Here is a 23,465-nt window from a genome sequence, read left to right as displayed (position 1 = left end):
TCTAAAAAAACCAACTTCATCCTCTTTCCTCTATAAATTACTCTCTCTATCCTAACATAAGATCAACACGACCTAGGGCAAAAGCTACCAACAGCGCTATCGCTCTGGAAGACCTGACAGGGATCCGGAAAAGAGTCAATCAACAACCCCGCAGCAAAGCCGAGCGGCGCAGGGCCAACAGTTGGGCGTTCTACCAACTACGTCAGTTTCTGGAATACAAGGCGAGGGCTGCAGGGGTTTCTCTGATTCTTGTGCCGCCTGCTTACACGTCGCAGACCTGTCAGCGGTGCTTACACATCCACCCTGAGCAGGGCAAGTCCTACCGCAGTGGCAAGTCGTTCAAGTGTGGGCACTGTGGATGGGAAGGAGATGCGGACTTGAATGGTGCGAATGTGATTGCGCTTTTGGGGGCTGTCGTAAACCAGCCTAGAGGTCCGGGCTTGTTTTGTTCTCTGGTAGAGCAGAGCAGGCTCAGGGCTACTGAAAGCCCGCTCCGTACCGCTTAGCGGTCGGAGCCGGGTAGTTTACGAGATAGGCTTTTCGGCTGCAAGTCGCACAAAGCGATTTTGGTTGTAGAGCTGCTGAGCCACCACTGCGAAACCCACCTTCTCCAGCAACCACACCAGGTCTTCGGCGCTGAAGCGATTGTGCTCGTAGAAGTGGGTAAACTGATCCAGCAGCGTTTCCAAAGGCGTGTCCGACTGGAAGAGTTGGGCCTCTGTATCGGCATCGAAGTAGAGGCTGAGCGGGGCGCGCACCCAATCCACCAGCAAAAATCGCCCCCCCGGCTTGAGTAGACGCAACACCTCCTGCAACAAGCGCAAGGGCTGCACCATCTCGTGCAACACCACCACTGCCTGAGCTGCATCGATGCTGTTGGCCGCAAGCGGCAAGTGGGGGTCGTGCAGGTCGGCCTGCAGCAGCTGGATTCCAGGGATCCCCTTCAAATCTGCCGCCGCTCGCTCCAACATGTAGGGCATCACATCCACCCCGATGAAGTGTCCTCCGGGATAGCGTTGCGCCCACTGACCCAGAGCAAACCCCGGCCCGGTTCCCAGATCCAACAAGCGCGGTGCAGGAGGCAGACAGGGCTCGATGTGCATCTGCCAGAACTGCCAAAACGCCTCGTTAAAGCGCCCAGGAGCCGTCGCCACCATGCGCTCGCAGAAGCTGGGGCCACGGTGGTGCTGGTAGAGAAGCTGAAAGGTATCGAGGCCGGTCTGGGGCATGGCTGAAGATTGTTGAGAAAATTGCTAGAGGGATCACCAGAATTCGCTGATGGGCTGAAAAGAGCATCGGGGGATCCCCAAAAGTAAGGCCTAATGTCGGCCTAACGAGCAGTGGGAGCGCTGGAAAAGTTGGCAATGCCGGTCTCCAGGTCGCTAAAGCAGGTTAGTACCTTTTCCATGGAGGTGAGGTTGAGGACGAGGGCCACACTTTCCGGCACGCAACAAAGGCTAATGTTGCCCCCGGCAGCACGGCACTTGCGCAAAGCCGAGATCAACACCCCCAGCCCAGAGCTGTCCATAAAAGTGACCGATGACATGTCGATCAACATATTGGTGTAACCGAAATCTATAACTTGCTGGAGCAACTGCCGAACTTCTGAGGCGGCCTTGGCGTCAAAACGACCTTCCAGGGGCACAATTGCCAGTTTTTGCCCTTGCGGAGTTTCAGCAGTACGGATGCGCAGCTTGAAATCCATCGTTTCCAGTGAAGACCTCATGCCCCACCTTAACACCATCCGCTACCGCCCACCAGGAAATCTTGTGAAGATCCCCAGGGACAGCGCGGCTCCCTCCAAAAACATCTGCCCTCTCGCCCCCAGCTCCTCTCCCAACAAGCCAGAGGGAAGCCGTGTAAACCCATGAAGTAAGAGCCGCCCCAGAGCTTAGCAGGAACTCCATCCCCCGCAGGGAAGGGATCCGGCCTCGGCCACAAATTCCGCATCTTAGGCGGATCTACCTACAGCATAGGTTGCAGGGTTAAAGCCTCCGAGTCTATGGAGGGAAGGGACATGTGCAAACGGGGACGGTGCATAGAGAGCAACTGGGCCAGCCGCTTGCGCAGCTCAGTACGGGGCACAATCGCGTCGATGAGCCCTTGGGCCAGCAGGTACTCGGCGGTTTGGAAGCCTTCTGGCAGCTTGCCCTTGCCGATGGTTTGCTCGATTACGTTGGGCCCGGCAAACCCCACCTGCGCGCCCGGCTCGGCCAGGATCAAATCTCCCAGCATGGCAAAGCTGGCAGTTACCCCGCCATAGGTGGGATGGGTGAGCACAGAGATGAACAATTGTCCGGCGTCGCGGTGCCTTTGTAGGGCGGCTGAGGTTTTGGCCATCTGCATGAGGCTGAGGATCCCTTCCTGCATGCGGGCTCCCCCCGAAGCCGAAAACAGGATCAAAGGCAGGTGATCGCAGGTGGCCCGTTCCGTGAGGCGGGCGATCTTCTCGCCTACCACCGAGCCCATGCTGCCGCCCATAAAGCGAAAGTCCATCACCCCAATCGCCAGCGGGATCCCTTCCAGGCTTCCCAACCCTGTCAGGACGGCATCCTTGAGCTGGGTGCGCTCCTGGTAGGTGGCCAGGCGCTCGGAGTAGGGCTTTTGGTCGAAAAAGTGCAGGGGATCCGTGGGAGCCAGGTGTTCGTCCAGGGGCTGCCAGGATCCGGGATCCAAAAGCTGTTCCAGACGCTCTGGGGCTGTAATGCGGTGGTGATGCCCACAGCTGGGGCAAACTTGCCAGTTTTGCTGCAGATCCTTGGTGTAGGTCAGGGTGTCACAGGCAGGACACTTTTGCCAGAGGCCATCGGCAATTTCTCTCACCTGACGCTCTTTGTCGAAGGGGCTGCTACCTGTCAGGTTTAGAGAGGTTTGTCTGCGCCGTTCCGCAAACCAATCCAGTAAAGACATAGCCGTTGAAACACCTTTTCTGGCCAGGGATGTTGAGAGCCCTGCCGGTGAGCTGCGAAACACATCTCAACGTTCTCAAGCTATCAAAGAATCGCCCAACTGAAAATAGAGACAACAGCAGGCAATGGAGACTCGGTGGCAGGTGCTGACCACAGGGGATGGATCCCTGACCTTTTTCTCGGAAGAGTTTGGACAGGCTTTTCACAACGTCAGTGGTGCCGCTCAGGAGGCTCTGGAGAAGTTTGTCCGCCCTTGCCGGCTGGATCGGCTGCCGTTGGAGCGGGATCCCGCCCAGCCCATTCGCCTTTTGGATATTTGCTTTGGCTTGGGCTACAACTCCGGCCTTGCCCTAGAAACCATTTGGCAAATCCGGCCCGATTGTCTTGTGGAGGTAATCGGCCTGGAGCGATCCCCGGAAGTACCCCGGCAAGCTTGGCAGGCAGGGGTGGGATCCACCTGGAGCTTTGGGCAGGAGTGGCAACGCCTCATCGAGCAGGGATCCTGGCAATCGCAGCGCTGGCGCGGAACGCTGCTGTGGGGCGATGCCCGGCAAACGGTGTTGCAGGTGCCGCTGGGGTGGGCAGATGCGGTGTTTTTGGATCCCTTCTCCCCTTCGGTTTGCCCAGAGCTGTGGACGGTGGATTTCCTGCGGGCCGTGGCCGAACGGATGCGACCAACCGGCATTTTGGCCACCTATTCCTGTGCAGCGGCGGTGCGAGCGGCTCTGTTGGAAGCAGGGCTTTTCATCGGCTCTACCCCCCCGGTAGGTCGTCCTTGGCCGGGGACAGTGGCCTCGCCCCAACCTGACCACCTGCCGCCTCTTTCCCCCATGGAGTGGGAGCACCTGAAAACTCGCGCTGCCGTGCCCTACCGGGATCCCACCTTGCAAGGGGAGCGATCCCAAATCCGGCTGCAACGCCAGCAGGAACAGCAGGCCTCCTCTTTGGAGCCCACCTCCGCTTGGAAACGCCGTTGGCCCGTGCAAGCCTAGGGAGCGGCAATACCTGGCCGGAGTTCAAATCAGGGCAGCCGTTCTCGGGATTGCCGTCCGGGTGTATACAAAACATCTGGGCCATTTCCGTACCCCTACGCAGGCCATCATTTCTTGACAAAGTTAAGCTGAGATGAAACTTCTCTGCTGTCAACTGCCATGTCTTCTGAGGAGTCCCTCCCGCTGACGCGAGCAACCTCTGCCGGTACGCTGATCGCCCTCTGTGCTGAGCAGCACCGCGTCATCCTGCAGTTTTTGACTCGCCTGTCTCGAGCGCCGGATCTGGATCTGGAGCAGCGACGCCTCTGTGTACAAAGGTTGCGACAGCGCCTCTCCCGCCACATTCAACTGGAGCGCCATGTTCTCTACCCCCTGCTCAGGTCGGCTCTCCAGGCGGATCCCCACCTTAGCGACCAAATTGAGCGGCTGGAGCAACATCTGCGGGATCAGATCCCGGAGCTGACGCGCTTTTTGCACCAATCAGAGCGCACTCCCCAGCAGGTGGATCCTTCTGCTGCCCTTCACTTCTATCGGCAATTGCGGGCTCAGTTTGATCAGGAGGAGAAAATCTTGCATCCCCTCTTTGCCCAGCATGTTTCTCCCGAAGCAGAGCAGCAGCAGTTGCGTCTGTTCCGCAAACGCCTGCAAGCCAGCGCTGCTTCCAATCGCTCTGCACATAGCCGTCGCGTTGCTTTGAATGAGCTGGAACGGCAGGCGATAACCCGCCCTGTCTTGCCCAACGAGCGTCTCTGGTCGCTGCAGGGCAACACTGTGCAAATGTCCGCTCCCTAGCCAACGACGGTCTTGTTGTTGGAGGCTGCCTGGTGGTGTTTGCAGGCGAGCTTGTGGTATCTTTGCCGCAACCGGCCTGCTGACCCTAGAACCATGCAACCCTGGGATCCGGAAACCTACGTCGACCAGATGGCCCAACTGCTGCAACTGCCCCTGCATCCCGACCACCGAGCAGGGGTGATCGAAAATTTTGCCCGCTTTCTGCCCATTGCTCAACAGGTGCTGGAGTTCCCACTGCCGCCGACGGTTGAGCCAGATCCCACCTTTGACCCCCAGCCATGACCGGGGATCCCCACCTTCTCGGCAGCGCTGACGCGGTCTCTATTGCCAGGGCTGTCCGCCAGGGATCCGTGAGCGCCCAAGCGGTGGTGGCCGCCTGTCTGGAGCGGATTCGCCGGCGGGATCCCCAGCTCAATGCCTTTACAGCTGTCTTGGAGGAATCGGCCTTACAAGCGGCGGAGCAGGTGGATCGACAGGTGGCTCAAGGGATCCCTGTAGGCCCGTTGGCAGGGGTGCCTTTTGCCGTCAAGAACTTATTTGACGTGGCCGGCCTCACCACCCTGGCTGGCTCGGCGATCAACCGCGAGAATCCCCCGGCCATCCAAGATGCAACGGTGGTGGCTCGTCTCAAGCAGGCAGGGGCAATCTTGGTGGGCACCCTCAACATGGACGAGTACGCCTACGGCTTCGTCACCGAAAACAGCCACTACGGCCCCACCCACAACCCCCACGATCTCAGCCGCAGTGCGGGGGGATCCTCGGGCGGCTCGGCAGCTGCAGTAGCAGGAGGTTTGGTGCCTCTCGCCCTGGGCAGCGACACCAACGGCTCGATTCGGGTACCGGCCTCTTTGTGTGGCGTCTACGGCCTCAAGCCCACCTATGGCCGTCTATCGCGGGCAGGAGCGGCTCTGTTTGCCGCCAGCTTTGACCACGTGGGCCCCTTGGCCCGTTCGGTGGCCGATATTGCCCTCAGCTTCGATGTCATGCAAGGGCCGGATCCCCAAGATCCCGTCTGTACCCGGCGTCCTGTAGATCCCACCTTTGGGCAGTTGGGGCAGGGGATCGAGGGCTTGCGCATCGCGGTGGCGGATGATTACTTTGCCCGAGGGGCAGAGCTCCCCATCTTGGCCGGAGTAGAAAAAGTGGCCCAAGCCTTGGGGGTCGGCCAGACTGTGCGGATCCCGGAAGCCCAGCGCGCCCGTGCCGCCGCCTTCCTGATCACGGCTGCTGAGGGAGCCAACCTGCACTTGCCCAACCTGCGAACTCGCCCCCACGACTTTGACCCGGCCACCCGGGATCGCTTTTTGGCCGGAGCCCTGTTGCCTGCCAGTTGGATCTTGCAGGCGCAGCGCTTTCGCCGCTGGTATCGCCAGCAGGTGCAGGCCATTTTTCAGGAGATCGATCTGTTCATCGCCCCCACCACCCCCTGCTTTGCCCCCTTGCTCGGCCAAGAGAAGGTGGTGATCGATGGGGTAGAGGTTCTCACTCGGCCCAACCTCGGCCTCTACACTCAGCCCCTCTCGTTTATCGGCCTGCCGGTGCTTTCAGTGCCGTTGCGCGAGAGCGGATCCCTGCCCTTTGGCGTACAACTGGTGGCCGCCCCCTACCAAGAAGCCAAACTGCTGCGGGCAGCCGCCTATTTGGAGAAGCTAGGGATCCCCAATGCCCAGCCGGTCTGAGCCATGAAGAGCCCTGCTTTTGCAGCGTATCTAGCGTTAGGACTCGCGGGCATCCTCTTGTAGACACTAAATGTGTAGATAAACATTTTGCGGTCAAGAGAATGATTGCCTTGGGGGAGAAGCTCTAGTCTCCGTATGGCCCGTGGGCAATGTCTGAAGCTGGATTTGGGCAGACTCTTTGGCCTTGGCTCGCAAGAGAGACTGGGGCACCGGATATTAAAGTAAAATTAAGCCCCCAGTTGTTGTATCAAATGCCTCCTTCTCCAGGCTTGGCCAATAGAATGAACAGCATAAAATAGACACGGCACCCCCACCTGGACTCTATAACCCTATGGATCATCCTGATTCTGTGGCTCGGCGCTACATGAAACTGTGCGAGGCCTATCTCTCTCTCAACGAAGCCTTCGACAAATTGGATCAGTCCCACAGCCACCTACAGCGCCACTTCAAACGACTCCTTGGCTATTTCAGTGCTGCCCAACAAGCTCTGGTTCAACTGCCGCTCTTGCAACAGCGGATTGAGCAGAGCGACCGCTGGATGAACTCCTTGCGAGAAGAACTGCAAGCCAAAGAAGCCCGGCTTGGCGAGCTAATCGCCAACTACGATCAAGTCTGTGGCGAGCTGGACTCCACCAAAGCAGAACTGTTGAGCGCTCAAGCGCTGATTGAGAAACTGGAAGCCGAAAATGCTCAGGTTTTGGAACGCTTGAGTCGGCTCACCAACATGGAAGAGGAAATGGCAAACTTGGCGGAACAGCTGGCCCAAGCGAACGAAGCTCGTCAGCAGATGGAGGCTCGAAATCGCGAGCTGGAGCGAGCTTTGGGAGACCGGGATCAGCACATTTACAGCCTGCAAGAGCGATTGGCACAATTGGAGCAAGAGATGGCCTTCCTGAAAGCTCAGCGGGATGAGGCCCAGCAAGCTGCACAACTGGCTGTATCTCGCGCTGAGCAGGCGGAAGCTAGGCTGAAGGTGCAAACCGAACAAGTTCAGACTTTGCAAAATAAGCTCCATCAAGCCGAGGAGCAGCTGGCCATGGTAACCCTGAACGAGCTGGAGCTCCTGCTCAGCCATAACTCGATGAACCTCTTGCGAGAAGCGGGGCAGGCTGCAGAAGTAGATGCCCAGGTGCTGGCAACCGTACCGACCTCTCTGGCCGAGGCGGAACACATTCTGCTGGAGATCGACCAGTTCATTCAGTTCATTTTGGCCTACTCGGAGCCCATGAAGTCGCAGGCTGCGTGACATACTCCCGACGCTGTAGCTAGCTTCCCGCAGGGTTGCTACGCACACAGCGCGGGCTTCTCAGTGACCCCTGCTATCGCTTCAGACATTTCCTGAGCTTAAGGACTACGTCCCGCTGACGCGAAAAGGACGGGATGCCCCACCGCCCTGTAGAGTAGTGCGTAGTGACTAGTCACTAGTCACTAGCCTTTTTATTGCTTCATGGAGTGGGGTGACGGCTTCGGTTTTGCGTGGGTATGTTGACCCTGCGCATACAGCGCGGGGCTTCTCGGCGGTTTAGCTAAAATAGGCTAGAGAGCAGCTGCAAGACTCCGCAGGGTTGCAAAGCAACACCCCAATGGGGAGATGCCCATCTTCTCATCACCAGAACAAACTCTACCCTGCATCCTTTGAGCGGGCCAACCCAACTGAAGCTGACAACTTGAGCGCATGAAAGCCGTAGTCATGAGTGTGCCCGGCGGACCAGAGGTTCTGCAGCTCCGAGAAGTACCTGAGCCCCAAATTTGCGGCGAGCGGGAGCTGCGCATCCGTCTGAGGGCAGCCGGCGTCAACCCCATCGACACCAAACTGCGGCAACGGGGCACCTTCTATCCAGAGGAGATGCCCGCCATTTTGGGGTGTGACGGTGCCGGCGTTGTGGAAGCCGTGGGATCCGGAGTTAGGCACTTTACAGTGGGAGACGAGGTGTACTTCTGCCACGGGGGTCTGGGCAGGCAGGCGGGGAATTACGCCGAGCTGATCGTGGTGGACGAGCGTTTTGTGGCTCCCAAGCCCAGAACTCTGAGCTTTGCAGAGGCTGCTGCTGCCCCGCTGGTGCTGATCACCGCCTGGGAAGCGCTTTACGACCGGGGGCGTCTCCAGGCCGGCCAAAGTGTGCTCATCCACGGGGGAGCGGGTGGAGTTGGCCATGTGGCCATTCAACTGGCCCGTCTACGGGGATCCAAAGTGGCCACCACCGTGAGCACCCCGGAAAAGGCAGAGTTTGTCCATTCCCTAGGCGCCGGCTTGCCCATCTTCTACCGGCAGACAGACTTTGTGCGCGCCGTTTTGGACTGGACAGGGGGAGAGGGGGTGGATCTTGCCCTAGATACCTTGGGCGGCAAGCTATTGGAGCAGACCTTCCCCGCAGTGCGCGTGTACGGAGATATCGTCACCCTGCTGGCCCCGGCCCCAGAGATCGACTGGCGGGTGGCTCGCGACCGCAACTTGCGGGTGGGATTTGAGCTGATGCTCACCCCGATGCTGAAAAGCCTGACCAACGCCCAACAAAATCAGGCGGAAATCCTCAGGCAATGTGCCCGCCTCATCGACCAAGGCCAACTGCGGATCCAGCTCAGCCACACCTTTCCTCTGGCCGAAGCGGCTGCCGCCCACCGGTTGCTGGAGCAGGGATCCGTTCTGGGCAAAATTGCCTTAACCATCCCCGAGTAGGCATGCTGGAGAAAGCCCGTTGAGGATCTGCCCATGGTTGCTCCTCTCACCCCCCACCTGCTGGAGAACGAGAGCTTCTACGAAAATGCCCTCTGCTGGCTAGGGCGACCCCAGACGGCCTATCGACTGTTGAGCGAAGCAGTTTTTCCTGCCATCTCCTCTTGGGTGCGGGGGGAGGTAGATAGCCACTCTTTTAACCACTGGCAACTGGAGGATGTGCGCACCTTTCTGTATCCGGTGGTGGCCTTGGGAGACCAAGAAACCCTTGTTCTCTCCAGTGAAGCCCTGCTCCTCTGCGGCATCGGCAACTATTACAACCCCTGTGACTTGGCCATTGTGGTGTTTGTGCAGCAGCCCCAAGAGCTGTTCAGCCAACTGATGCAGCGCATTCGCCGGGCCGAAGCCACTATCAGCCGCGGGCCAGACGTGCGCATGCTCTCGGAACAGGTAAACCTGGCCAAGCGCGGACAAGACTACATCAACACCAAATATCTGGTCTGGCCCTACGCTCTTTCCGGTGCTGCTCAAGATACGCTAATTCAGCAGGGGATCAGCCTCATCCGTCTTTCCCCCCAAGAAGCCGCCTTGCCCTTTAAGGAATAGGTGGAGGACAATCTGCTCTGTCGGCGGAAGATAGGGATCCCCGTCCAAGCCCTTTTTCCATCTCTATCGTTTTTCATGGTCGATACCCACCTGCCCCCCTTGATCCAAGCGATGCTGGATCCCGCCTTCTACCCTCATCCGGTACAGGATCCCATTCGGCTTATTCAAACCCACATTTCCTATATTCTGCTGACAGGCGACTATGCCTATAAAGTGAAAAAGCCTTTGGACTTTGGCTTTTTGAACTTCACCACCCTGGAGAGGCGGCGCCACTTTTGCCAAGAAGAGCTGCGCATGAACCAGCGCGGTGCTCCCGGCCTTTATCTGCAAGTGTTGCCCATTGTCCAGACCGATGGCCGATTTCAGTTCAACAGCAGCGGCGAGCCCATAGAATACGCTCTGCAAATGCGGCAATTTCCCCAAGAGCAACTGTTCAGCAACCTGTTTGAGCGGGGAGAGCTAACGCCCTCCTTGATGGAGGAGCTGGGGCGGGTGGTGGCGACGTTTCATGCCCAAACCGAGACCAACGACTACATCCGCAGCTTTGGCCGGCCAGAACGGGTGCGAGAAGCCTTTGACGAGAATTACGCCCAAACCCAGCGCTACGTCGGCGGCCCACAAACAGCTCAGCAATATCGAGAAACCCAAGCCTACACCGATCGCTTTTTTGCTGAGCGGCAGGAGCTGTTTCAACAAAGAATAGAACAAAACCGCATTCGTGAATGCCACGGAGATTTACACCTGGGCAACATCTGTTTTTGGGAAGGGAAGATCCTGCTTTTTGATTGCATCGAGTTTAATGAAGCCTTCCGCTTTGTGGATGTCATGTACGACATATCCTATGGGGTGATGGATTTGGATGCCCGCCATCGCCCCGATCTGGGAAACGCCTATTTGAACACCTACCTGGAAGAAACCGGAGATTGGGAAGGGTTGAAGATCTTGCCTATTTACCTCAATCGGCAGGCCTACGTGCGGGCCAAGGTCACCTCTTTTTTGCTGGAGGATCCCACTGCAGCAGAGGAAGCCAAGGCCACAGCCTTTAGCACCGCCGCCCGCTATTACCGTCTTGCCTGGGAATACACCCTCCCCAAGCAGGGGCAATTGTTCCTGATGTCAGGATTGTCGGGATCCGGCAAAAGCACGGTAGCCCGCCACTTGGCCCGTCAGCGGGGAGCCATTCACATTCGCTCCGATGCGGTGCGCAAGCATTTGGCCGGGATCCCTCTGCGGCAACGGGGGGGGCCGGAGGTTTACACCCCGGAGATGACCGATAAAACCTACCGCCGCTTGGTGCAGTTGGGAGTAGAGCTGGCCCAGGAAGGCTACACCGTGATTCTGGACGCCAAGTTTGACCGGCAAGCCCTGCGGGGGATGGCCATTGAGCAGGCCCAACGCCAAGGGATCCCACTGCGCATCCTCCACTGCTACGCCCCTGAACCTGTTTTGCGGGAGCGCCTGCAACGCCGCAGCCCAGCTCCTCAACCCCTCTTGGCCCCAGCTGGTTCCAGCGATGGGGATCAGCAGCCCTCTGCCGACATTGCCGATGCCACCGCCGAGATGCTCTCCCAACAGCAGGCCCACTGGCAGGATTTTTCCGATTCGGAACGGCCTTTTTTAAAGGTTTTGGATACCAGCCAAGATTGGCAATCTCAACTTCAGCAGGTCTAGATCTCGACTCAAACTGCACAAAGTCGAGAGAATTAACATCAGCAAGATGGATTTTGCCGTTTCTGGGTTAGAGAATGGCAGCAGCTTTTTTGGGCAGGGATCCCTTTCCAAAGTAGCGGTAAAAATTGGGTCTAAAGCTCTGTCCTATTGGTACGCAGTTCGCCTCGGCGGGCCATAGACCTGAGAGAGACGGTAGGCTGAGGGGCATGTTGACGTGTCTGTGCAGGCCCACCCTTTTCCCATCCCACTCAACCAGAACCAACCCCGTGCAGGAGGATCCAACAGTGAGCGATGTAACTCCAGATGACCTTCGCCTGATGCTCCTGTTCGAGGGCTTTCCTCCTGAGAGGCTAGAGCCGCTGGCCGGGCAAATGTCGTTGCGCTCCCACCCAGTCAATCAGGCCATCTTGTTACAAAATGACTGGGGTAACGCCGTTTATTTCATCCTGGAAGGGTGGGTCAAGATTCGCACCCATGATCTCGAAGGCCGGGAGATCACCCTCACCATTCTTGGTCCAGGGGAAATCTTCGGGGAAATGGCTGCTTTGGATGAAGCACCTCGCTCTACCGACGTTGTAGCTCTAACCGCCACCAAAGTCGGTTGTCTGTCGGCCCAACACTTCCTGGCTTTTTTGGCTTCTGATCCTCAGGCCGGCATCCGCCTTGCTCAGCTCATGTCGCGCCGCTTACGGCAGATCAACCGTCGTCTGCAGTTGCGCGAGGCCAGCAGTACGGCCCGTGTTGCCGATATCCTGCTGTTCTTGGCCGAATCTCGTGGCCGGGTTAGCCGGAGTGGTGTAGAGATCCCCAACTTGCCCCATCGGGAGCTGAGCAGCCTCAGTGGCCTGGCTCGGGAAACGGTCACTCGCGTTCTGTCTAAGCTGGAGCAAGAGGAGCTGATCCGCCGGGATCGCACTCGAGATGTTCTCTGCATCCCCCAGATGGAGGCTTTGGAGAAACTGATTGGCTAAATTGGGGGTGCCACCAGTTGTCGAAAGCCCTCTCGGCATCGTAAGATAGTAAGCCCAGAGCCGGGATAGCTCAGTTGGTAGAGCAGAGGACTGAAAATCCTCGTGTCACCAGTTCAAGTCTGGTTCCTGGCATCTGGTATGAGTATGCTGAGGCGGGCTTGGGTCAACGACCTAAGCCTTTTTGCTATGTCGGTCTGGGGAGTTCTGCTCTTCTCTCTTCACGTGTATGCACATATAGCCACACAGCTCCGGGACTGAAGAAAATTGTTGTAGGAATCCTCACCTCAAGCATAGGCAAGTTATAATCCCGGCAGCCTCTGTGGAGATTGCTCTCTTATGTCTGTAAAGCTCCTGCCTCAGTGTGAGAACTTGAAAGAGCAGGTTGAAGCTATCCTGCAACTCTGGCATCAGGATTCCACTTTTTCAGGCAAGCAAGATACCACTCGGATTCAAGCTTCCCTCAGCAAAGCTATTTCTCCAACCTTCGAGATTGTCTTTGCCGGTGCTTTCAGTGCTGGCAAGTCTATGCTAATCAATGCCCTCTTAGAAAGAGAGCTTCTCTACAGCGCCGAAGGGCACGCCACAGGGACAGAGTGCTACATCGCCTACGCAGAGCCAAATGCGGAGAGGGTAGTGCTCACTTTTCTTAGCGAGCAGGAAGTGCAAGAACAGATGACCGCCTTCTGCGCTTTCCTAAACTTGGCTCCGTCACTCAGCAGGCTGGAAGACACTGCACTGAATCCCCTGAAGGAGCGTGCTGAGGCTATTATTCAGCAGGAGGGAGGCAAAAGCAAGTCAGAGCGGGCGAAGCAGGCGGATGCACTTCGCTTGTTGATTACAGGTTTCCAGCAGAACCGGGACAAAATTCACCCTACCGAGAACAAAGTTTTCTCAATGGAGCAGCTCAACTTCGGCAACCTAAGAGAAGCTGCGGGTTTTGCCCGGCGCGGTGCCAATAGCGCAGTTCTCCGAAAAGTCGAATACTACTGCCATCACCCCTTACTGGAAGATGGAAACGTTATTGTCGATACTCCTGGGATCGATGCTCCAGTCAAAGCAGATGCAGAGCGCACCTATCGAAAAATTGCCGATCCGGATACGTCTGCAGTTGTTTGCGTTCTCAAATGTGCTGCAACAGGCGAACTAACCAAGGAAGAGACAGAACTTATTGAACACATTCAAGGTAATGACAGCATCAGGGATCGCGTCTTCTATGTGTTTAACCGGATTGATGAGACTTGGTACAACGCACAACTAAAGCATAGACTAGAAAACATTATCGACCAGCAGTTTCGTCAACTCCGCGTATTTAAGACAAGCGGCCTTCTCGGCTTCTATGGTTCCCAGATCAAGGCAACTACCCCCGAGGATCGATTTGGACTGGATACAATCTTTTCAGAAAGCATCAAAGAATTGGGTGGTGAGGAAGAAACGCCCCAGTTTGTCAGCGAGTTTAATAAGTACTGCACGTCAGGTAGGTTGGTTGGATCCCCGTTCCGCCCTTCTGTACATGGGTACGACACACCCATAAATAACTACGTTCGGATTCTGAGGGAGTGGGGAAAACCTTTGATTGAGTATATGATTAAAGATAGCGGTATTGAAGACTTTCGGGCTGGGATCACTCGTTATTTAACGGAAGAAAAGCGGCCACAGCTATTTTCCGCGCTGGCCGATGATTTGCAACCTCTCTGCATCGAGATGAGGAAGTCCTATCTAGATCTCTACCGAGACATTGATAGCCAGCCCAAAGAGATTGACAGCATGATTTCCTATGAGCTGACGCTGATCAATCAGCAGCTAGCCAGTATTGGCCGAGAGTTTGACGAGCATATCCAGACAGTAGTCAATAAAGTTATTAACGGAGAAAACAAAGAATTTGAGAACGATTTCCGTAAATTGCAGGCTAGGATGGTACGAAGGCTAGATGAGCTTTTGGATACTTTTTCGCTGGACAATGTTTACAGTCAAGCTGTTCGCATCCGTCCTCGCAACTCCACAGCTCCATTCTTAGCTGTATTGGTCGAAGCCTTTTATTATTTGTCCAACCATCTAGAGGACATCCTGGTAGAATCAGCCAGCACGCTTGTAGAGAACTTCTTTCGTCGCCTTGTTGATGAAGTTCGCAGCTCGAGCTACTACAGGCAGTTGTTTCGCCTACTGGGATCCGATGGGGACTTGGAGAAAAAGCTTCTTTTGGTTAAGGAGGTAACTTTGAGTTCTCTTGTCAATGGTGCCCGAAAAGAGTGCGACCGCTACCTCAGAGAAAGTCCCCGCTTCTACGACGAAGGAACATTCTCGATCTACCAGTTTCGAGAAGTCCTAAAGCAAACCAGCCAATCTTATGACATCTCTGCTATTCGCGACGCAGAGCCTGGAATCCGACAATTACTCAAGCTTGACTTCGAGCCGAAAATTAACCAGACAGTGCGTTCTAGCTTCCGACAAGAGACCAACAACACTCTAAAAACTCAACTATTGCCGGTTGCCAAGCAAGTAGCCGATGAGATTTTGCAAAAGTACCCAGAAGCAAAGCAGTTCATGGAAGCAACTCTCAGAAAAGAGGCTGAAGAGAAAATTGCGCTTAACCAACAGCGGCTAAAAGAACTGGAGGCAAGCATAGACAAGTACAACCAAGCTGTTTCTGGGATCAACCTCTGCTTGCAAGCTTTGGGCCTCAATCGCGAGATGCTGCCCTTGATTACTCGTCCTGAACCTTCCTCTGTTGGTGAGTCAGTTCAAATTTTGGCAAGTCTTCCTGAACAGCAAGTAGGTGACAGCAATGCAAGCGAAGCAGTCGCTCTTGGTCGTTCTACACCCATAGACGAGAGTTTTCCAGAGTTGGATAGCATCCTCGATGATCTGAGATAGAGCGGCTTGTCTTTGTTTTTGGCCTTTCACTTGGTCGAGATAAAGTCATGGGATCCAAATCGATACCTCTACAGCAGCACCCAGAAGGGATCCTCTCCGTAGGGGAGAAAGCTTTCAAGGTTGCCAACTTGGTCAAAGCGGCCCAAGAGGACTTGACCAAGAAAGAAGAGCTGCATCGCTTGTTCACTGCTGCCTTGAGATCCTCAGGGATCCTGCCGCCGGAAGACTTGCTCAACATTGCCAGTAGCCTTCTTGCTCCCAAGCCAGAAGAAAAATTGTTGCAAGAAGCGAAGTGGTTTGGGCAGGGACTTGCTTGTCAACTCTTGGTGCCGGGCAAGAAAGATTGGGAAAAAGGCAGAGTCAGATTGCGGATCATTGTAGAGTTTGAGCCAGAGGATACAGTCTCAGAGGGCGGCAGTGGATCCCCTCTGGATGACCTTCGCGAAAGTGAGAGCTAGCCTAAGCCAGAGAGACATAGAGGGGGTTGGGCAAGTGTCAAGTAATGATCAATCTCAGGAGTGCTTTGTTGAGCTAGATATTTTCCAAAATACTGTCATTGATATAGGAGGACGCCTAATCTACTCGCAAGAGTTTGCTCAGGTGTACTCAGAGATTGTTTATGAGAGTATCAGATCCTACTTATCCAGCAAACTTAGCGAAAAGGGAGTCTCGATTCTATGGAGCAACTTGAACGGAATAACTAACGTGAAAGGAATTCCTGCTAAACTCTTACGTCCTGGCTCACCGTGGATTGTTGTCTCTATGTCTTGAGGTCGATAAGATGACAAAAACATCCATTAATCTTAGCCAACTGGGAGACGGAGTTATCACTTTTATCAACAAGAACAATAAGCAGAAAGTCTACATGATTTCCAAGCTTTGCGATTCTATCAATTCTTATTTCCTGAAGTTTGACCAAATGGGAAGAGGACTAGACAGTCACTTGAGTTCGTCTGAGATACAAACAGGTATTCCCTATGAAGATCAGGTTCATTTTTTCCATAAAGGAGTTCCATGCTCGATTCTTTCTCCTAAAACTAACGGTTGGCAGACCGGTAGAGTAAAAGTAAGAGTAGAAGTTACGATTGACTTTTATCCTGACAATCCTGAATTTCTGATAAAAGAACCCGACCAAGAGATATTAGAACCTCTAGATGAAAAGTCTCCACTGGACGATCTTCGCAGTATGGATGAATAACGATGAAAGAAAGAAAATCCGGCGAAAGGATTCTAATTCCAGCAGCCGTGCGGGAGTATGTTTTCCAAAGAGACGGCTTCCGTTGTCGCGGTTGCGGAAAGTCGCCCCCAGAGGTTCAGCTTCAGATCGATCACATCATCCCCATTGCCCAAGGGGGCAGCAACGACATCAGCAATCTGCAAACGTTGTGCAAAACCTGCAACCGACGCAAAAAGGATCGACGGGATCCCCGCTTTCGCCGCCACTTTGACTGGTGAGTTGCGGTGTTTCGCCTACGCTTCTCCCTCTAGAAAAGAGAGGAGAGAGGTCTGCAAAAACAACCTCAGACAATAGGCGGAAAGCTCAAAAACGGCATTCGAGTCAGGACTCCCGGCACCGAGCCGACTTCTACTTGTAGACCTTCGGCGGGCTCAAACTTGGTGCGCACGTATCCCAATCCCAGGTACTCTTGCGAAGTTAGGCCTGCACTGGTCAGCAGCCCAATCTTTTCCCCCTGCCGCAAAATCTCTGTGCCAGGATGAGCTTCTCCTTGAAGGCGGATCCCCCACAAAGTTTGCCGAATGCGCCGGTAGGTTACCTGCTTGGCCAAGACTTCCTGGCCAACGTAGCAACCTTTGCCAAGGGAAATAGCCTGCCACAGGCCGGCTTCCAGAGGGTTGTAGTCTGAGGTCAGCTCTCGGTCGGCGGCGGGGCGACCCGCTTCTAGGCGGAGGACTTCCCACAGCTCAGGTGGGGCCAGCTTGGCTCCGGCTTGGAGCAAGCATTCTTCAAGAGCGACTTTCTGGTCAATGGTGCCCCAGAGGGTATACCCCGGCTGGGCAAGACCCGTGCCACAAGCCAGATGGACAGGGATCCCCTGGATCTCCACGGCGCGGTGCTCATGGAGTTGGGTCGGGATCCTTTCTGAGCCCACCACCTTCTCCAGGAGAGCCTGACTCTGGGAGCCGAGCAATCCAAAGCCAAAGGTCTGATCTGTCTCATCTTGCAACTGTGCTCCCCGCACCAAAGGCAGCATGCGCCCCAAACTCTGCATCAGCAGGCTGCGCCGCTGAGGTGAAGTCCAGATCCAGCAGTCTTCTTCTCCCACGTACACCGTTGCCAGATCCAGGATGCCGGCGGTGGGAGTTACGAAAACCGTGTCGGCCCCTTGCCCTGGCTTGAGGGCCTTCAGATTTTGGGTGCTCTGGCTGTGCAGATAGTCCAAGCCTGGGGATCCCTTCATGCGCAAACGGCCCCACCCGGAGCGATCCAGAAGCAGGGATCCCGTGGAAACAGCAGCTAGAAGAGACATCGCTCACCCCAGAGATGGGCTTTGGTTTTCTTCTCTACCCTAGAATAGGCTAGTTCACCCTACCGTCTGTGGCAGACCCCCGGCGTACTGAACTGTGATTGAGGTTGAAGTCCACCAACAGTTGCGGCAGCTTTTGCGGCAGTCTCCCGAAGCCCTGTGGCCCCACCAGTTGACGATGGCTCGCATGGTGGCGCGAGGGTTGCGGTTGGGTCGCAGCACCTTGATCCAGGTGCCTGCTGGGGGTCAGCACCGCCTCAGTTATCTGCTGCCGGCCCTGATGTGGCCCAACCCCACCTTGCTCTGTGCCACAGCTCCTGTGCAGGCGCAAATTTTGGGGGAAGAGATCCCCTGGCTACAGCACACCCTGCAGTTGCATAAGCCCGTCCTGCAAAAAGACCGTTGGCCGGATCCCGATTTCCAGGGGTTGTTGTTGGTGGATCCCCTGGATTGGCTGCAAGCTCGCTTGAGAAAGGGATCCTCGCAAGTGCCGACAGGGATCCCTTTGATCCTGGATGGAGCCGAAGACCTGGAAGATTGGGCCTACCAGGCGCTAACGGTGACCCTGGAAGCCAGCCATTGGCAACAGCTCCGGCAAATCTTCCCTGCCGAGGCGGAGCAGCTCTCCCAGGTTCAGGTCAATTTGTCCCTTCAGCTTTTGCGGCGGCCTCTTTCCCGCTGTCTGCTTCATGCGGATGAACAGGTTCACCTGGATGCTGTGCTGTCTTTGGTGACAGGCTACCCCGGCTGGCTGCCGGATCCCTGGGATCAAATCCGCCGGCGGCTCAGCTCTGAGGGGGATCCCGTTTCCCAATGGATTTGGTGGGCCGAAACCGACCGAGAAACCGGTCGCCTCACCCTTCACCACAGCCCGGCGGCTCTGCAGGATTGGTTGGCCCCCATTTGGGCCACACAGCCGGTGGTGATTATCGGGGAAGCGCTGGATCTGGATCGCCAGGCGGAAACCTATCGGCGACGGTTGGGCTTGCCGGATCTGACGCCGCTGCGGTTTGCCTCAGGCGAGGGTTGGCCACGTTCTGGCGGGGCGGAGCTGTCCCTCTACTTGCCGCGCCTCCCCCTGCCCAACAGCCCTCTATTTCAGGATCACCTGCTGCAAGAGCTGAAAAACTTGATCCCTCAGGCGCAGGGCTTCGTGGTGGTGTTGGTGTCGGATCAACCTCTGCAGGCACAGGTGGGGGCGGCTTTGGCTGCCGAATTCGGCTCTCGGGTGCGGGTAAACAGCCCTTTTCCGGGCGAAAAGGGCATTTTGGTCTGCGACTGGCCCTACTGGCTACACCACAAGGCCGGCTTGCCTCGCCCGGAACTGATGGTGATCACCACTTTGCCCTTCCCTTCTGTGGAAGACCCAAGGGTGGCCGGACGGGTGCAATATCTGCAACGCACCCAGCAGGACTGGTTTCGTCAGTACCTTTTGCCGGTGGCTGCTGCCCAGTTGCAACGGGCCGTCGCGCCTCTGCGGCAAGGCTCTGATTCGGGAGAAGACCCCAGCTCCCCCACTCGATGGGTGGCTATTTTGGATAGCCGCATTATCGTCCGCAGCTACGGCGTCTCTCTTCTCAATGCCTTGGGGCCAACTTTACGGGTCGAGCAGCGCAGCCAATTGTTCGTTTAGGGATCCCTGGGCCTCTTGCTCGAGTTGATGGGATGTATGGTCATTTTAAACAGGAATGAAACATTTCTGTCCAGCTCCTCTCTCCCTCTGGGAGAAGGTCTGGGGGTGGCCGCGGAAGCAGCGCGGAACGCCTGGGGAGTGTCTCAATCTAGTTTGGAATGACTATATTGAGGATTTTTTGGCTTGAGCGACTGAGAGAAGGCTTGCTCAGCATAGAGGGGAGATTTGTATCCTAGAGAGCCAAAGTCAACTGGGATCCAAGCTATTCTGAGGGTGAATCACTCCTACTCACCTTCTTCTCATGATCAGTCCTGCTCTCAGCTCCGATACAGCACTGCGCACGCAAGCAGTTTGGAAGCCATTGCGGCAGGCCATTGTGGAAAGCTCGGGTTTTCGGGGATGGCTCCAGGGCCGGGAGTTGCCCACTCAGGAAGCAGAGCTGGATCAACTGGTGCATAGCTACCTCGAGCAAACCTTGTCTCACCTGGCCTATTAGGATCCCCAGAGTCCCAGCCAGAGGGGCAAGGTCAGCAAGGCGGCCAAGTACCCCACGGCCAAGGCAGTTACGGTAATTTCCCGATCCAAGTCGTATTCTTCCGTGAGCACCAGGGTGGCGATGGCGGGGGGCATACCGCTCTGCAGGACCAGCACCAGCTTGGCCAGAGGCGGGTAGGGGGTGAAGGCAAGGCCGATTCCCACCAAGAGCGGCACAATCACAATTTTGATCAAGAGGGCCACTCCGGCGGCAAGAAAGGATCCCCAGCGCTTCACCTGGGCCAATCGCATCCCCAGGATCATCAAGCTGAGCGGGATCATGCTCCAGGCAAAAGCCGCCAACCCTTGAGAGAGCCAACCCGGCAGGGGTTCGCGGGTCAGCAGTAGGCCCATAGCAAAAGACCAAAGAGCAGGGGTGCGCAGAATGTGGAGGCCCACCTGCCAAGGTTGGGCATGGGAACTGCCGTGGCGGCTGGCCACCCACACGCCAAACCCGTAGGCCATGAAGAGAGTGCCCAGCAGATCGTAGAACAGGGCCCAGCCAAAGTAAGCCCTTCCGGCCACAGCCAAGCAGATGGGGTAGCCCAAATACCCAGTGTTCCCCAGAGTGGCGGTCAGGTGAAAGCTGCCCTGCTGTGCGCTGCTCCAACAGTTGGGGACATCCCCCACACCACGGTGCTGCCACCACAGCCAGGCGCTGGTCAAGGCAAACCCCAGCCCCACCGACAGCCAGCAGATCAGAGGGGCGACCCAGATTTGGCCCGACAGATCCACTCCCTGCATAAACCCAACAATGCTGAGGGGCACTCCCACCCAGAACATGAACCGCCCCAAAGCATGAGGATCCAGCCAACGCTTCCAGTCGCCGGGCAGCCCCTTCTGGAGAAAAAAACCCAGCAGCGTCCAGCCCAGCAAGGGAGGATAAACCTGAAAAAGGGTGTTGAGCACGCTCAAAGGGAAGAGGGAAGGGATCCCTAGGCAGGGATCCGCCGAGGTTCTTCACGCAGGGCGAAGATGCGTTGAATCACCTCTTCAACAACGCGGTCTGGGGTAGAGGCACCGGAGGTAATGCCGATTTGCACCGGCCCATCGGGTAGCCACCCTTCGGTAACCGTCGGGTCTTGGTGAAGAGGCTTGTGACGGATGCGGTTGTTGGGTTGGATGCAGTCGGGGCCATCGATGTGGAAGGAAGGCAAGCCCTTGGCCAGGGCAATTTCCTGCAGGTGGGTGGTATTCGAGGAATTAAACCCCCCGATCACCACCACCACATCCAAAGGTTGCTCCAGCAGCTCGAACATGGCGTCCTGCCGCTCTTGGGTGGCATTGCAGATGGTGTTGAAGCTCATGAAGTGATTGTCCAACTCCTGGGGGCCATATTTGCGCAGCATGGTGGTCTCAAAGAGCTTAGCAATGGCGCGGGTCTCCCCCTCTAGCATGGTGGTTTGGTTGGCGATGCCGATCCGCTCCAGATCGCGATCCGGATCAAAACCGGGGGAAGTGGCCTTGCCAAAGCGCCGCCGAAATTCTGCCGCATCTCCGCCTTGCAAAATGTAGCGAGCGACCCATTCTGCTTCTTCCAGGTTCAGCACCACCAGATATTTTTCGGCAAAGGAGCTGGTGGCTACGGTTTCCTCGTGGTTGTACTTGCCGTGGATCACAGAGGTGAATTGGGCCGCGCGGTGCTTGTCCACTTGGTTCCACACGCGGGAAACCCAGGGGCAGGTGGTATCGACAATCTCATTGCCCTGCGACCGGAAAAACGCCATTTCCGATGCACTTGCCCCAAAAGCAGGCCAAATCACCACATCTTGGGGCCGGATCTGAGAGAAGTCCTTCTTGCCGTCTGGGCCTTTCTCCACAAAGCGGATCCCCATCTCCTTCAGGTGCTGGTTTACCAGAGGGTTGTGGATGATCTCGTTGGTGATCCACAGTTGCCGATCCGGAAAGCGTCGCCGCGCTTCATAAGCATATTCCACCGCCCGTTCCACACCCCAGCAAAAGCCAAAGGCTTTGGCCAGGTGAATGGTGATGTCACCCCGCTGATAGCGGTAAGCCTGGGCGCGGATTTGCTCCACAAGGGGGCTTTTGTAGGTGGTTTGCAGCTCCAGTTGAGCCTGATCCTTGTGTTCTTCAAACCCCTTGGCGAAGTAGGTACTGGATCCGCGCAGGGCTTTGCGCAGGGCCCGTGGGTCTTGGGGAGAGGGATCCGGGGAAGTAGGTTGGAAATAAGCCATGGTTACGGTTGGAGATACGCACTGCTCAAGCAGACGGCGAAGGGATCCTTTCTCAGCTTACGCCCAGTCCCAGTCGGCGAGCTATTTCGGCACGCTTTCCTCAGGGCCACCGACAAAATCGTCCAGCAAGTCAACGGCGGGAGCGAAGCCGTTGAGCCAAAGCCAGAAAGCAGGGGGATCCCTTTGGCAATTGTGCGTTATTGGGGCGGTTGATCCTGCATTTCCAGTTGGCGCACCCGTTCCTGTAATTGGCGGGCGGTGGCAGAAAAGCTGCGCCCAGGCCAGAGGAGAGAGCCCAGCCCCACCGTCAACAGGCCCAGGCCGACGGCCACGGCGATGAGAAATCCCAAAGGCAGCTCCACCGAGCGCCACATTAAGAAATGTACGGTTAGGGTGGTGGGGTTTTGCCCGGCCAGGACTGCCACTCCCAAAGCCAGCAGCAGTGTCAAGACCAAGTTGAACAGCAGCAACATCAGGGATCCCGTCGCAACAGTTCCATTCTGCCTTGTCTGCTGGGGGGGTGGCTCAAGCCCGCACACTCCCGTCGGGTAGGGTGGCTCCGCTGAGGTCAGCGCCGGTCAGCACTGCTCCGCCGATTTTTGCCCCGCTCAGATCGGCTCCCTGCAGTTGTGCACGGGTTAGCTTGGCTTCCCAAAGGTAGGCACCGTGCAAGTTGGCTTCCCGCAAGTCGGCAAAGCTGAGATCCGCGCCGATCAAGTTGGCTTCCCAAAGATTGGCCCCGCGGAGGTTGGCCCCCATCAAGTTGGCCGAGCTGAGATCGGCGCCGCGCAAATCGGCTTCCTGCAGGTTAATGCCACTCAGCTTGCCAAAGGAGAGGTTGGCCCCTCTCAGATTCACCCCTTGCAAGTTGGAGCGCACCAAGTCCACCCCCACCAGGTTGGATTCTTGAAAGTTGCGCTCGCCAGAGGCATATTCTGTCAGCAGCTCGTCAGCAGTTGTCACTCGGGGCATGGCCGGATACTGCCATCCGTGCGTTAAGCTTAACAATTTCTGGCTGCTCAACGGGGTACTGATGACCGCTCCGAAAGACCTACGAAACGCTAACAAACACTTCCAGAGTGTTCAGTGCCTGTCGCGTCTCTGCTTTCTTCCTGCTTCCACGACTCGTGACTGGTAGTAAGCTTCAGGCTTACCACCCCGCCAGAGGAATCTCCACGGGCGTCTCTTTCCCCAGAGCTTGGGGTAGTTGAGCGCTTTAAGTAGCACTCAAAATACCACCGCACCAGGTTCAGCGCTGCATTGCGGTCGCGGTCTATCCCCAGACCACAACACGGGCAGCGAAATACCCGCTCGCTGAGTGGCATCTTCTGTTTGTGGCCACACCGTGAACACAGTTGGCTGGACGGATAAAACTTATCCGCCACCACCACCTGACAGCCGTAGAGCCGGGCCTTGTACTCTAGCTGTCGCCGTTCGCGATAGCGGGACGGA

Annotated in this window: 24 protein-coding genes, 1 tRNA gene and 1 pseudogene; 17 read left to right on the top strand and 9 right to left on the bottom strand. The window is 56.5% G+C overall.

Going from position 1 to position 23,465, the window contains the following annotated elements; all coding sequences use genetic code 11:
• Positions 1-74: 74 nt before the first annotated feature.
• Positions 75-506 (top strand): annotated as a pseudogene (locus NW805_RS11365) (RNA-guided endonuclease TnpB family protein); the annotation flags it as partial.
• Between the two features lie 18 nt (positions 507-524).
• Here NW805_RS11365 and NW805_RS11360 read toward each other — a convergent pair.
• From NW805_RS11360 to accD, 3 genes are all read right to left on the bottom strand, one after another.
• Positions 525-1,229 (bottom strand): class I SAM-dependent methyltransferase, encoded by a 705-nt coding sequence (locus NW805_RS11360; RefSeq protein WP_414415895.1) that lies wholly within the window; start codon positions 1,227-1,229, stop codon positions 525-527.
• 101 nt (positions 1,230-1,330) lie between these two features.
• A complete protein-coding gene (locus NW805_RS11355) occupies positions 1,331-1,726 on the bottom strand; it encodes an STAS domain-containing protein (protein WP_414422548.1) in 396 nt (131 codons plus the stop codon).
• A gap of 239 nt (positions 1,727-1,965) precedes the next feature.
• Positions 1,966-2,910: an acetyl-CoA carboxylase, carboxyltransferase subunit beta gene (accD, locus tag NW805_RS11350; protein ID WP_414422547.1), complete on the bottom strand. Its 945-nt coding sequence runs from the start codon at positions 2,908-2,910 to the stop codon at positions 1,966-1,968.
• Between the two features lie 124 nt (positions 2,911-3,034).
• Here accD and NW805_RS11345 point away from each other — a divergent pair, with 124 nt between their 5' ends.
• The 14 genes from NW805_RS11345 (at position 3,035) to NW805_RS11280 (ending at position 16,620) form a co-directional block, all read left to right on the top strand.
• Positions 3,035-3,901 carry a tRNA (5-methylaminomethyl-2-thiouridine)(34)-methyltransferase MnmD gene (locus NW805_RS11345; protein ID WP_414422546.1) on the top strand — a complete coding sequence of 289 codons (867 nt, stop codon included), beginning with the start codon at positions 3,035-3,037 and terminating at the stop codon, positions 3,899-3,901.
• 159 nt (positions 3,902-4,060) lie between these two features.
• A complete protein-coding gene (locus NW805_RS11340) occupies positions 4,061-4,693 on the top strand; it encodes a hemerythrin domain-containing protein (RefSeq protein WP_414422545.1) in 633 nt (210 codons plus the stop codon).
• A 93-nt stretch (positions 4,694-4,786) separates the two neighbouring features.
• The gene (locus tag NW805_RS11335; protein WP_414422544.1) at positions 4,787-4,975 is read left to right on the top strand and encodes a DUF4089 domain-containing protein; all 189 of its coding nucleotides are present in this window, start codon (positions 4,787-4,789) and stop codon (positions 4,973-4,975) included.
• Complete coding sequence (locus NW805_RS11330) at positions 4,972-6,372, top strand: AtzE family amidohydrolase (RefSeq protein ID WP_414422543.1); 1,401 nt, start codon at positions 4,972-4,974, stop codon at positions 6,370-6,372. The genes NW805_RS11335 and NW805_RS11330 overlap by 4 nt, the downstream gene beginning before the upstream one ends.
• Before the next feature lie 331 nt (positions 6,373-6,703).
• Positions 6,704-7,618: a hypothetical protein gene (locus tag NW805_RS11325; RefSeq protein WP_414422542.1), complete on the top strand. Its 915-nt coding sequence runs from the start codon at positions 6,704-6,706 to the stop codon at positions 7,616-7,618.
• Positions 7,619-8,047: 429 nt separating this feature from the next.
• Entirely contained in the window at positions 8,048-9,049 is a 1,002-nt protein-coding gene (locus NW805_RS11320; protein ID WP_414422541.1) for a zinc-dependent alcohol dehydrogenase family protein, read from the top strand.
• A 33-nt stretch (positions 9,050-9,082) separates the two neighbouring features.
• Complete coding sequence (locus tag NW805_RS11315; RefSeq protein ID WP_414332236.1) at positions 9,083-9,652, top strand: hypothetical protein; 570 nt, start codon at positions 9,083-9,085, stop codon at positions 9,650-9,652.
• Positions 9,653-9,727: 75 nt separating this feature from the next.
• On the top strand, positions 9,728-11,323 hold the full coding sequence (locus NW805_RS11310; RefSeq protein WP_414422549.1) for an AAA family ATPase: 1,596 nt from the start codon (positions 9,728-9,730) through the stop codon (positions 11,321-11,323).
• Between the two features lie 317 nt (positions 11,324-11,640).
• A complete protein-coding gene (locus tag NW805_RS11305) occupies positions 11,641-12,294 on the top strand; it encodes a Crp/Fnr family transcriptional regulator (protein ID WP_414357107.1) in 654 nt (217 codons plus the stop codon).
• A 59-nt stretch (positions 12,295-12,353) separates the two neighbouring features.
• Positions 12,354-12,426, top strand: a tRNA-Phe gene (locus NW805_RS11300).
• Positions 12,427-12,630: 204 nt separating this feature from the next.
• On the top strand, positions 12,631-15,165 hold the full coding sequence (locus NW805_RS11295) for a dynamin-like GTPase family protein (protein WP_011434199.1): 2,535 nt from the start codon (positions 12,631-12,633) through the stop codon (positions 15,163-15,165).
• Positions 15,166-15,212: 47 nt separating this feature from the next.
• Positions 15,213-15,623 carry a KGK domain-containing protein gene (locus NW805_RS11290; RefSeq protein ID WP_414422540.1) on the top strand — a complete coding sequence of 137 codons (411 nt, stop codon included), beginning with the start codon at positions 15,213-15,215 and terminating at the stop codon, positions 15,621-15,623.
• Positions 15,624-15,946: 323 nt separating this feature from the next.
• A complete protein-coding gene (locus tag NW805_RS11285) occupies positions 15,947-16,363 on the top strand; it encodes a KGK domain-containing protein (protein WP_414422539.1) in 417 nt (138 codons plus the stop codon).
• Between the two features lie 47 nt (positions 16,364-16,410).
• Positions 16,411-16,620: an HNH endonuclease gene (locus NW805_RS11280; protein WP_240530472.1), complete on the top strand. Its 210-nt coding sequence runs from the start codon at positions 16,411-16,413 to the stop codon at positions 16,618-16,620.
• 65 nt (positions 16,621-16,685) lie between these two features.
• Here the strand turns inward: NW805_RS11280 and NW805_RS11275 are convergent, their stop codons facing one another.
• Complete coding sequence (locus tag NW805_RS11275; RefSeq protein WP_414422538.1) at positions 16,686-17,654, bottom strand: YgfZ/GcvT domain-containing protein; 969 nt, start codon at positions 17,652-17,654, stop codon at positions 16,686-16,688.
• A gap of 94 nt (positions 17,655-17,748) precedes the next feature.
• Here NW805_RS11275 and NW805_RS11270 point away from each other — a divergent pair, with 94 nt between their 5' ends.
• Both NW805_RS11270 and NW805_RS11265 read left to right on the top strand, forming a co-directional pair.
• Positions 17,749-19,284: a hypothetical protein gene (locus NW805_RS11270; protein WP_414422537.1), complete on the top strand. Its 1,536-nt coding sequence runs from the start codon at positions 17,749-17,751 to the stop codon at positions 19,282-19,284.
• A 301-nt stretch (positions 19,285-19,585) separates the two neighbouring features.
• On the top strand, positions 19,586-19,780 hold the full coding sequence (locus NW805_RS11265) for a hypothetical protein (protein WP_011434196.1): 195 nt from the start codon (positions 19,586-19,588) through the stop codon (positions 19,778-19,780).
• On the opposite strand, the gene NW805_RS11260 is transcribed toward NW805_RS11265, so the two are convergent.
• The 5 genes from NW805_RS11260 to NW805_RS11240 all read right to left on the bottom strand — a co-directional run.
• A complete protein-coding gene (locus NW805_RS11260) occupies positions 19,777-20,727 on the bottom strand; it encodes an AEC family transporter (RefSeq protein ID WP_414422536.1) in 951 nt (316 codons plus the stop codon). The genes NW805_RS11265 and NW805_RS11260 overlap by 4 nt on opposite strands.
• Positions 20,728-20,753: 26 nt before the next feature.
• The gene (locus NW805_RS11255) at positions 20,754-22,013 is read right to left on the bottom strand and encodes a 4-hydroxy-3-methylbut-2-enyl diphosphate reductase (RefSeq protein ID WP_414422535.1); all 1,260 of its coding nucleotides are present in this window, start codon (positions 22,011-22,013) and stop codon (positions 20,754-20,756) included.
• A 197-nt stretch (positions 22,014-22,210) separates the two neighbouring features.
• A complete protein-coding gene (locus NW805_RS11250; protein WP_414328974.1) occupies positions 22,211-22,486 on the bottom strand; it encodes a lipopolysaccharide assembly protein LapA domain-containing protein in 276 nt (91 codons plus the stop codon).
• 52 nt (positions 22,487-22,538) lie between these two features.
• Positions 22,539-22,985: a pentapeptide repeat-containing protein gene (locus tag NW805_RS11245; RefSeq protein WP_414417388.1), complete on the bottom strand. Its 447-nt coding sequence runs from the start codon at positions 22,983-22,985 to the stop codon at positions 22,539-22,541.
• 89 nt (positions 22,986-23,074) lie between these two features.
• Positions 23,075-23,465 (bottom strand): zinc ribbon domain-containing protein (locus NW805_RS11240; protein WP_414422534.1); only part of this gene is annotated, 391 nt, incomplete at its 5' end.

Origin of the sequence: Synechococcus sp. W60.1 (assembly GCF_047461575.1) — a bacterium.
In the GTDB taxonomy this organism is placed as follows: domain Bacteria; phylum Cyanobacteriota; class Cyanobacteriia; order Thermostichales; family Thermostichaceae; genus Thermostichus.
Note: the sequence above shows the minus strand (reverse complement) of the source record. Positions and strands in the feature narration are given on the sequence as shown.

Bases quoted from the DNA above. Each gene is read 5' to 3' on its own strand.
- NW805_RS11330 (WP_414422543.1), top strand. From the start codon at position 4,972: ATGACCGGGGATCCCCACCTTCTCGGCAGCGCTGACGCGGTCTCTATT.
- NW805_RS11315 (WP_414332236.1), top strand. From the start codon at position 9,083: ATGGTTGCTCCTCTCACCCCCCACCTGCTGGAGAACGAGAGCTTCTAC.
- NW805_RS11290 (WP_414422540.1), top strand. From the start codon at position 15,213: ATGGGATCCAAATCGATACCTCTACAGCAGCACCCAGAAGGGATCCTC.
- NW805_RS11340 (WP_414422545.1), top strand. From the start codon at position 4,061: ATGTCTTCTGAGGAGTCCCTCCCGCTGACGCGAGCAACCTCTGCCGGT.
- NW805_RS11320 (WP_414422541.1), top strand. From the start codon at position 8,048: ATGAAAGCCGTAGTCATGAGTGTGCCCGGCGGACCAGAGGTTCTGCAG.
- NW805_RS11250 (WP_414328974.1), bottom strand. From the start codon at position 22,486: ATGTTGCTGCTGTTCAACTTGGTCTTGACACTGCTGCTGGCTTTGGGA.
- NW805_RS11295 (WP_011434199.1), top strand. From the start codon at position 12,631: ATGTCTGTAAAGCTCCTGCCTCAGTGTGAGAACTTGAAAGAGCAGGTT.
- NW805_RS11355 (WP_414422548.1), bottom strand. From the start codon at position 1,726: ATGAGGTCTTCACTGGAAACGATGGATTTCAAGCTGCGCATCCGTACT.
- NW805_RS11310 (WP_414422549.1), top strand. From the start codon at position 9,728: ATGGTCGATACCCACCTGCCCCCCTTGATCCAAGCGATGCTGGATCCC.
- NW805_RS11255 (WP_414422535.1), bottom strand. From the start codon at position 22,013: ATGGCTTATTTCCAACCTACTTCCCCGGATCCCTCTCCCCAAGACCCA.
- NW805_RS11285 (WP_414422539.1), top strand. From the start codon at position 15,947: ATGACAAAAACATCCATTAATCTTAGCCAACTGGGAGACGGAGTTATC.
- NW805_RS11275 (WP_414422538.1), bottom strand. From the start codon at position 17,654: ATGTCTCTTCTAGCTGCTGTTTCCACGGGATCCCTGCTTCTGGATCGC.
- accD (WP_414422547.1), bottom strand. From the start codon at position 2,910: ATGTCTTTACTGGATTGGTTTGCGGAACGGCGCAGACAAACCTCTCTA.
- NW805_RS11335 (WP_414422544.1), top strand. From the start codon at position 4,787: ATGCAACCCTGGGATCCGGAAACCTACGTCGACCAGATGGCCCAACTG.
- NW805_RS11360 (WP_414415895.1), bottom strand. From the start codon at position 1,229: ATGCCCCAGACCGGCCTCGATACCTTTCAGCTTCTCTACCAGCACCAC.
- NW805_RS11325 (WP_414422542.1), top strand. From the start codon at position 6,704: ATGGATCATCCTGATTCTGTGGCTCGGCGCTACATGAAACTGTGCGAG.
- NW805_RS11305 (WP_414357107.1), top strand. From the start codon at position 11,641: ATGCTCCTGTTCGAGGGCTTTCCTCCTGAGAGGCTAGAGCCGCTGGCC.
- NW805_RS11245 (WP_414417388.1), bottom strand. From the start codon at position 22,985: ATGCCCCGAGTGACAACTGCTGACGAGCTGCTGACAGAATATGCCTCT.
- NW805_RS11345 (WP_414422546.1), top strand. From the start codon at position 3,035: ATGGAGACTCGGTGGCAGGTGCTGACCACAGGGGATGGATCCCTGACC.
- NW805_RS11265 (WP_011434196.1), top strand. From the start codon at position 19,586: ATGATCAGTCCTGCTCTCAGCTCCGATACAGCACTGCGCACGCAAGCA.